Genomic DNA, 7,394 nt, shown 5'->3' on the forward strand with positions numbered 1-7,394 from the left:
ATCTAGTGATATATATTCAACGAGTCAGTTTAAAACCAAAAGTGGTAATTTTAGCGATCGCCATCACTACTTTACCAATATTCGGCATGGGTGCGATCGCTTATCAGTTGGCACAGAAATTTACCAATAGACAAATTTACCAATCTCATGCAGCCACTGCTACCAGATTAACAGACGAAATTAACCGCTTGATGTTACAGCGCTATGCAGATTTGCAAATTATCGTTAATTCACCATTTTTTACCAATACTAGAACCAATATAAATACAACTACTGCCAATAAGCGACAATTTTTAGATGACTTTGTGAATACTGAAGTCTATAGCAGCATCGCTGTGTTTGATCCTGCTGGTAAATTGATTGCTCAATCTACAGACGCACCTTTAGGTAATGAAAAAACCCCTAAGTCTTTACAAGAAATTATTGCCAAAGATACTGCTGTCATTACCCAGCCAGAAGGATCAGTAATTAATATAACTGCACCCATTAAAGATACTGTTAGGGGTAATACTATTGCGGTGGTGAGTGCCGAAATCCCTCTAGAATATTTACAAGGGATAACGCAGAATTATACAGATAATGGTAGTCAATATTATTTACTTGACAGTCAGGAGAGAGTTTTTCTCTCAACGCAAACAGAATTATTAGATGGAACCTTTCCTAAAAATGATTTAACTTCAAGTAGTAAATACACCACAATTCACCCCATTAGAGAACAGCCAAAACTACTGAGTTATGTACCATCAATTACAGGAGAAACTTTACCTGGCTTAAACTGGCAATTAATTTTAACTACAGATGAAGCCGTTGCATTGCAACCGCAAGAACAACTATTACGAAGAATAGTCATAGCTACAGGATTATTCGCATTAATTGGAGGTGGGTTGGGTGTTTTATTAATTCTAAAACTGACACAACCAATTTTAGATGGGGCTATGGCTTTATCCCAACTAGCGGAAGGTGATTATGATAGCCGTTGGGAAACTCCCACACAATATGATTTAAAGAAACTTAGTGATGAATTTAATCATGTTGCCATCCAATTGCAAGTTTTAGCCCAACAAGAAGCACTCAAGAGTATGGGGGGAGACCATATTAATGAAGCAATGCAATTGCAACTTTTAGAATTATTGACTCAAGTAGAGAGTGCAGCTAAAGGTGATTTTACCGTGCGTGCAGAAGTGACGGCGGGACAAATTGGGACTATTTGCGACTTTTTTAATTCCATTGTGGAAAGCCTCAGAGATATTTTCACTGAAGTGAAACAATCTAGTAGCCAAGTAAATCAAGGAATTGGGGCTGATGAAGCTGCTATCCGTAAACTAGCAGAGGAAACACTCACCCAAACGGTGGAAATCAACCGTACTATACAGGCTGTTGATCAAATGACTACTTTTATGAAAAGTGTCGCTGAAAATGCGGAAAAAGCAGCAATTATTACTAATAATGCGGCTAAGTCTGCTACAAATAGTAGACAAGCAATGGATTTAACAGTAAATAATATTCTGAGTTTGCGGGAAACAGTGGGTGATACTACTCACAAACTCAAACGCTTGGGAGAATCTACTCAACAAATTTCTCATGTGGTGTCTTTAATCAACCAAATTGCTACCCAAAGTAATTTACTCGCTATCAACGCCAGTATTGAAGCAGCGCGGGGTGGTGAAGAAGCACAAGGTTTTGCTATGGTTGCGGAAGAGGTGGGAGAATTAGCCATTTGCAGTGCTTCAGCTACTAAAGAAATTGAGGAAATTGTCACCAATATCCAACGGGAAACTAGCGAGGTTTTACAAGCTATGGAAATCGGAACTTCCCAGGTTATAGAAAGCACTGAAATTGTGGAAGCAGGGAAGCAAGATTTGCATCAAATTTCGGATGTTTCCCAACAAATAGATTTTTTGGTACAGTCGATTTCTACAGCAACTGCATCTCAATTACAAACATCCCAAGTTGTGAGTGATTTGATTCAACGTATTGCTGCTATTTCACAACGTACCAGCGATTCTTCTTCTGTGGTTTCTCAATCTCTCCATCAAACTAGGGAAATTTCCCAGCAGTTACAAGCAACTGTAGAAACTTTGAAGGTGAGTTGATTTGGGGAGAAGCATATAGCCTTGGCGATTAAAATCGCGGCTATACAAACAATGTCCGCCTGCGCGGACTAACTTAAAATTAAGGTTTTCAACCCGCGTAGGTGGCCTTCCTGACCGGATGACGCGAACAGTCACGCCTGGTGCAAGATATGTGGAAATTTATCAATGACTAATGATTAAACAAAGCTATGTCAAAGGATAAAGAGTTAGAAATCCAGATGCAGTTTCTGGAAGAAGCAAGAGATTATTTGAATACTCTAGAGGCGGTGTTGCTGGAAATCGATACTACTAAACGCATTGATGTGGAGAAAATTAATGCTGCATTGCGAGCCGCTCATTCTATTAAGGGCGGTGCTGGGATGATGGGTTTCCGGACTTTGAGTGATTTAGCTCACCGTCTGGAAGATTCTTTTAAGGTTTTGAAAAGTCGCAAAAATTCCCGCGATTTTGACTCAGATTTACAAACTTTATTACTTTCTGCTGTTGATTCCCTGCGACAAATTGTAGAATTAGTAGCGCAGGGATATGAGATTAAGAATGAGTGGTTAAGTAGGGTTTGTTATCCAATATTTGATGAACTGCGCGATCGCCTGGGTGAACCTAGTCCAGAAGATGCTGCTACTATATTATCACCAGAAGATGGACAAGATATTGTTCCCATGCTGTTTGAAACAGAGGTGGAAGGATGTTTGCAACGTTTGGAGTCGGTATTAGCAAATAGTGCTGATGCTGATTTACAGGAAGAAGTAGTGGTGATGGCGGCTGAGTTGGGGGGTTTGGGCGAAATGCTGGAATTACCAGCTTTTACAAGTTTGTGTCAATCTATAGAGAATTATATCGGTACTGCTAGCAGCGATCGCATTCTAGAAATTGCTCAGTTATCATTGCAAACATGGCGGCGATCGCAAGCTTTGATATTAACTAATCAACGAGATAGTTTACCAACACAACTGGATTTAACTAATTATACCAGTAATCAACCACAATCAACAGATGGCATCTCTCAGTTGCAACCAGAGAAAGCATCGACAGATAATTTTACATCTGTGAATATTCCCGAAACTACTACAATGGTGTATCCAGAGGAGGAAATTACTCTTAGTAAAGATAGGGAAATATCAGAAAATACAGTTAGAGTTCCCAGTAAACAACTGGAACAAATTAATGATTTATGTGGGGAACTCACTATTCAGCGTAACGGTTTAAATTCCCAACTAGAAAAATTACACAATCTCGTGCTTTCTCTCAATCAGCGTGTGCAGAGACTTGACCGAGAAAACTATGAATTACGCACAGCATATCGGAAAATTACTCAGACAGAGGATACAGCAGAATTAGCCATCAATTCAGAGGATAAAGTAAATGTGCGATCGCAAGAAGTTACAGAAACCATTATCCAAGTCCAAGAAGTCACCACAGACATTCAATTAAGTCTAGATGATACAGAACAAATAGCCCGGAAACTGAATAAAACATCCAAACAATTACAAAGAAAATTCACACACATTCGGATGCGTCCATTATCCGATTTAATCGAGCGTTTTCCTAGAGCTTTACATGACCTCAACATTGAATATAGCAAAAACGTTCACTTGCAAGTTGAAGGCGGCAACATCTTAATTGAACGCAGCATTTTAGAAGCCTTAAACGAGCCAATAATCCACTTATTAAGAAACGCTTTTGATCATGGCATAGAAGACTCAAATACTCGCCGTCAATTAGGAAAACCAGAACAAGGATTAATCGAAATTACAGCCAGTAACCATCACAACCGTACCATAATTACCATGCGTGATGATGGGCGAGGAATTGATTTAGATAAAATTCGTTCCCGTGCCGTAGCTATGGGTTTAGATGCTACCCTAGTTGCCAATGCTAGCGAAGAAGAACTACTATCAATCATTTTTGAACCAGGTTTTACAACATCTGACCAAGTAACAGCCTTATCAGGTCGTGGAGTGGGTATGGATGTAGTACGAAATAACCTGAAATCAGTGCTGGGAGATATAACAGTTAATACAGAATTAGGAGTTGGCACTACCTTTACTTTATCAGTACCATTTACACTTTCCGTAGCACGAGTTCTGCTAGTAGAAACCAATAAAATGTTATTGGCGTTTCCCACAGAAGTCATCTCGGAAATATTTTTATTACAAAACGAGCAGATATCCTCAACCGGAGATAGTGCAGTTATTAATTGGCAAAATAATCCAATACCATTAATACGCCTCGCTAGTTACTTCCAGTTTAATTGTCCCCGCTACGATAACCCAGAATTAGAAATTTCCCCAGCCATCGATGCTGACAGTATCATCATAGTCAAAGGCAATAATCAAACAGTCGCCATCCAAGTAGACCGTTGTTGGGGTGAGCAAGAAGTAGCCATCCGCCAAATAGAGAGTAATATACCTTTACCCGCAGGCTTTAGTAATTGTACAATTCTCGGTGATGGGCGAGTATTAGCATTAGTAAATACCAACGATTTATTATATTGGATTGCCACTAATCAACGCAGTCCTCAAAATCATCAATTACCATCAGTGACGTTAAAAACTCCCTTTCTCTTCTGGGAAAATAATAAACTCTCAGCAACATCTACTACCCATAAAAACACAATTTTAATCATCGATGATTCAATTAATGTTCGCCGCTTCTTAGCAATGACTTTAGAAAAAGGAGGCTATGAAGTGCAACAAGCAAAAGATGGTCAAGATGCCTTGGAAAAACTCGAAAGTGGTTTGAAAGTTGCCGCCATAATTTGTGATATTGAAATGCCTCGTCTCGATGGTTATGGCTTTTTAGATCGGTTAAATTCTAACATAAAAACTAAACATATTCCAGTGACAATGTTAACATCTCGGAGTGGTGAAAAACATAAACAAATAGCGATGCAATTAGGCGCAAAGGCTTATTTTTCTAAACCTTATAATGAGCAAAAATTATTACAAACTATCGCCGAACTTGTTGGAAATGTTACTGATACAGCAACTTCTAGTTAAGAGGATGTTTTAAAAGTTTTGGGCGAATATAATAGAGCCTCCGGCACGCTACGCGAACGCTACTACACAAGCAAAGTCAACCTCCGTGGACTAATGAAAAATCGAGGTTTTCAACCCGCGCAGGCGGGTTTAGTTTGTGTAGCCGCGACTTCTAGTCGCCAGGGCTAGTAATAATCGATACTGTAATAAATTAGACTTTTTTTCTCTGTTGAGAAGTGGTTATACTGAGTAAAATAAGTATAATCTCTGAATATTATTGATATGGAACCAATAACAGCTGCTGCGATCGCCACCCTAGTTTTTTCAGAAGCCTTGAAGGAAGGGGGAAAAGCTTTAGGTAAAGGGGTTTCAGAACAAGTTGCTCAACTATTGAGTGCAATTAGGCAGAAATTCCAAGCGGCGGGAATGGAAGGACTACTGAAAAGAGCCGAAGAAAATCCTACAGAAAAGAATACCTCAAAGTTCCAGGATGAACTGGAAACGCAAATGGAGGAAGATGCAGCTTTTGCTAATCGGTTGCAAGAACTGATGACCCAGCTAAAAGCCAATCAAACCATTAATCAAATAGTCCTCAAGGGAGTCAAGGTACAGGGTAAAGCCAAGGTAGGCGATATAGATTTGACCGCGACAAGAGAGGGTGCAGTGAATCAAGAAGCGCTGGTTGATTCTCAATTTGGTGATGATCTTGACCTTGGCAATATCAACATGAAGGCTTAGGATCATGAGCGAAAATCGCCCTAATCCTGAGCAAATACGGCAGAACGCCTTTGAGAATGTTCAAGCCCGTGATATAAAAATTGGAGTCTTTAACCAGTCTATAAATCTGGGCGAAACTTCCCAAGCCATTGGTATTCCGCAAAATTTACCCCTGAGTGGGGTGGTGAAATTTGTGGGACGTGATGAAGAACTGCAAAAACTCCACCAACTTTTACAGGAAAATCACCAAGTAGCCATTGCTGCGATCGCGGGAATGGGTGGACTGGGTAAAACAGAACTCGCCTTGCAATATGCAATGAGTCAGCGCGACACCTACAAAGGTGGACTGTGCTGGTTACAACCGAAAGCTGAGGATGTGGGCGTTCAACTGGTGCGATTTGCCAGAACTCAGCTTGATTTAGAACTACCAAAAGATTTGGTGGATTTACCCGCACAAGTGCAATTCTGCTTGCGGAATTGGCGTGAGGGTGATGTGCTGCTAGTGGTGGATGATGTCACAGATTACCAGCAAGTCAAAACTTACCTAAATGGGCTATCTTCCAGATTTAGAGTGTTGATGACTACGCGCCAACTCTTGGGTGCATCCATCAAGCAATTACCTTTGGATGTATTACAACCAGAAGCAGCCTTGGAGTTGTTACGGTCTTTGCTGGGAGAAACACCAGAGCGAATTGATAGAGAATTAGATGTAGCAAATCAGTTGTGTGCATGGCTGGGATATTTACCCTTGGGTTTGGAGTTAGTGGGGCGGTATCTGGCGAGGAAACAGGATTTATCCCTCTCGAAAATGATGGGGCGCTTGGATAAAGAGCGATTAGAACAAGCTGCACTTGTTAAGCTCGACGATGACAACAAAGAAAAATTGGGAGTGAAAGCAGCCTTTGAGTTGAGTTGGCAGGAATTAGCAGAGGATGATCAGCAATTAGGCTGTTTAATCAGTTTATTTGCAGCTGCACCCATACCCTGGAAATCAGTAGAACAGTGCCTACCAGAAGATGATGAGGAAGATTTAGAGAAAATTCGGGACGATAAGCTGCTGTATCTGCATTTACTCCAGCGCAAAGGTGAGGGAATCTATCAATTACATCCACTGCTGCGGGAATTTTTCCAGTCTAAGCTTACAGGTTTAGAGCAGGTAGAGGAATTTAAGCGATCTTTTTGTCAGGTAATGGTAGCAGTAAGCGATCTTTTTGTCAGGTAATGGTAGCAGTCGCCCAAGAAATTCCTCACACCCCCACACTTGAGGAAATTAATGCTGTTTCCCTTGCCATACCTCATATAGCTGAAGTAGCAAATCATCTGATTCAATACGTTTGTGATGAAGATTTATATTGGGTTTTCTTCGGCTTGGGTAACTTCTATGAAGGACAAGGTTTGTATATCCTAGCCGAACCTTGGAGACAGCAGTGTTTATCAACCGCACAAGACCGCTTGGGAGACAATCATCCCGATATCGCCGCTAGCCTTAACAACTTGGCAGAACTCTACTGTTCCCAAGGAAGGTACGACCAAGCCGAATCCCTGTATCTCCAAGCTTTAGAACTCTTTAAACGCCTGCTGGGAGACTATCATCCCAATATCGCCG

General features: G+C 40.7%; 5 protein-coding genes. All 5 read left to right on the top strand.

All coding sequences use genetic code 11. From position 1 onward, the window contains the following. The first annotated feature begins 5 nt into the window (after positions 1 to 5). The gene (locus ACM0OP_RS17480) at positions 6 to 2,093 is read left to right on the top strand and encodes a methyl-accepting chemotaxis protein (RefSeq protein WP_414529695.1); all 2,088 of its coding nucleotides are present in this window, start codon (positions 6 to 8) and stop codon (positions 2,091 to 2,093) included. A 188-nt stretch (positions 2,094 to 2,281) separates the two neighbouring features. Continuing rightward, on the top strand, positions 2,282 to 5,092 hold the full coding sequence (locus tag ACM0OP_RS17485; protein ID WP_414529696.1) for a hybrid sensor histidine kinase/response regulator: 2,811 nt from the start codon (positions 2,282 to 2,284) through the stop codon (positions 5,090 to 5,092). A 261-nt stretch (positions 5,093 to 5,353) separates the two neighbouring features. Then, positions 5,354 to 5,809 carry a hypothetical protein gene (locus tag ACM0OP_RS17490; RefSeq protein ID WP_414529697.1) on the top strand — a complete coding sequence of 152 codons (456 nt, stop codon included), beginning with the start codon at positions 5,354 to 5,356 and terminating at the stop codon, positions 5,807 to 5,809. Positions 5,810 to 5,813: 4 nt separating this feature from the next. Next, positions 5,814 to 7,010, top strand: coding sequence for an NB-ARC domain-containing protein (locus tag ACM0OP_RS17495; protein WP_414529698.1), 1,197 nt, complete (start codon positions 5,814 to 5,816; stop codon positions 7,008 to 7,010). Continuing rightward, positions 7,010 to 7,394, top strand: a 385-nt coding sequence (locus tag ACM0OP_RS17500) for a tetratricopeptide repeat protein (RefSeq protein WP_414529699.1), incomplete at its 3' end; no start/stop codon positions are given. The genes ACM0OP_RS17495 and ACM0OP_RS17500, both read left to right, overlap by 1 nt.

Source organism: Nodularia chucula CCY0103 (assembly GCF_963923915.1).
Taxonomy (GTDB): Bacteria; Cyanobacteriota; Cyanobacteriia; order Cyanobacteriales; family Nostocaceae; genus Nodularia; species Nodularia chucula.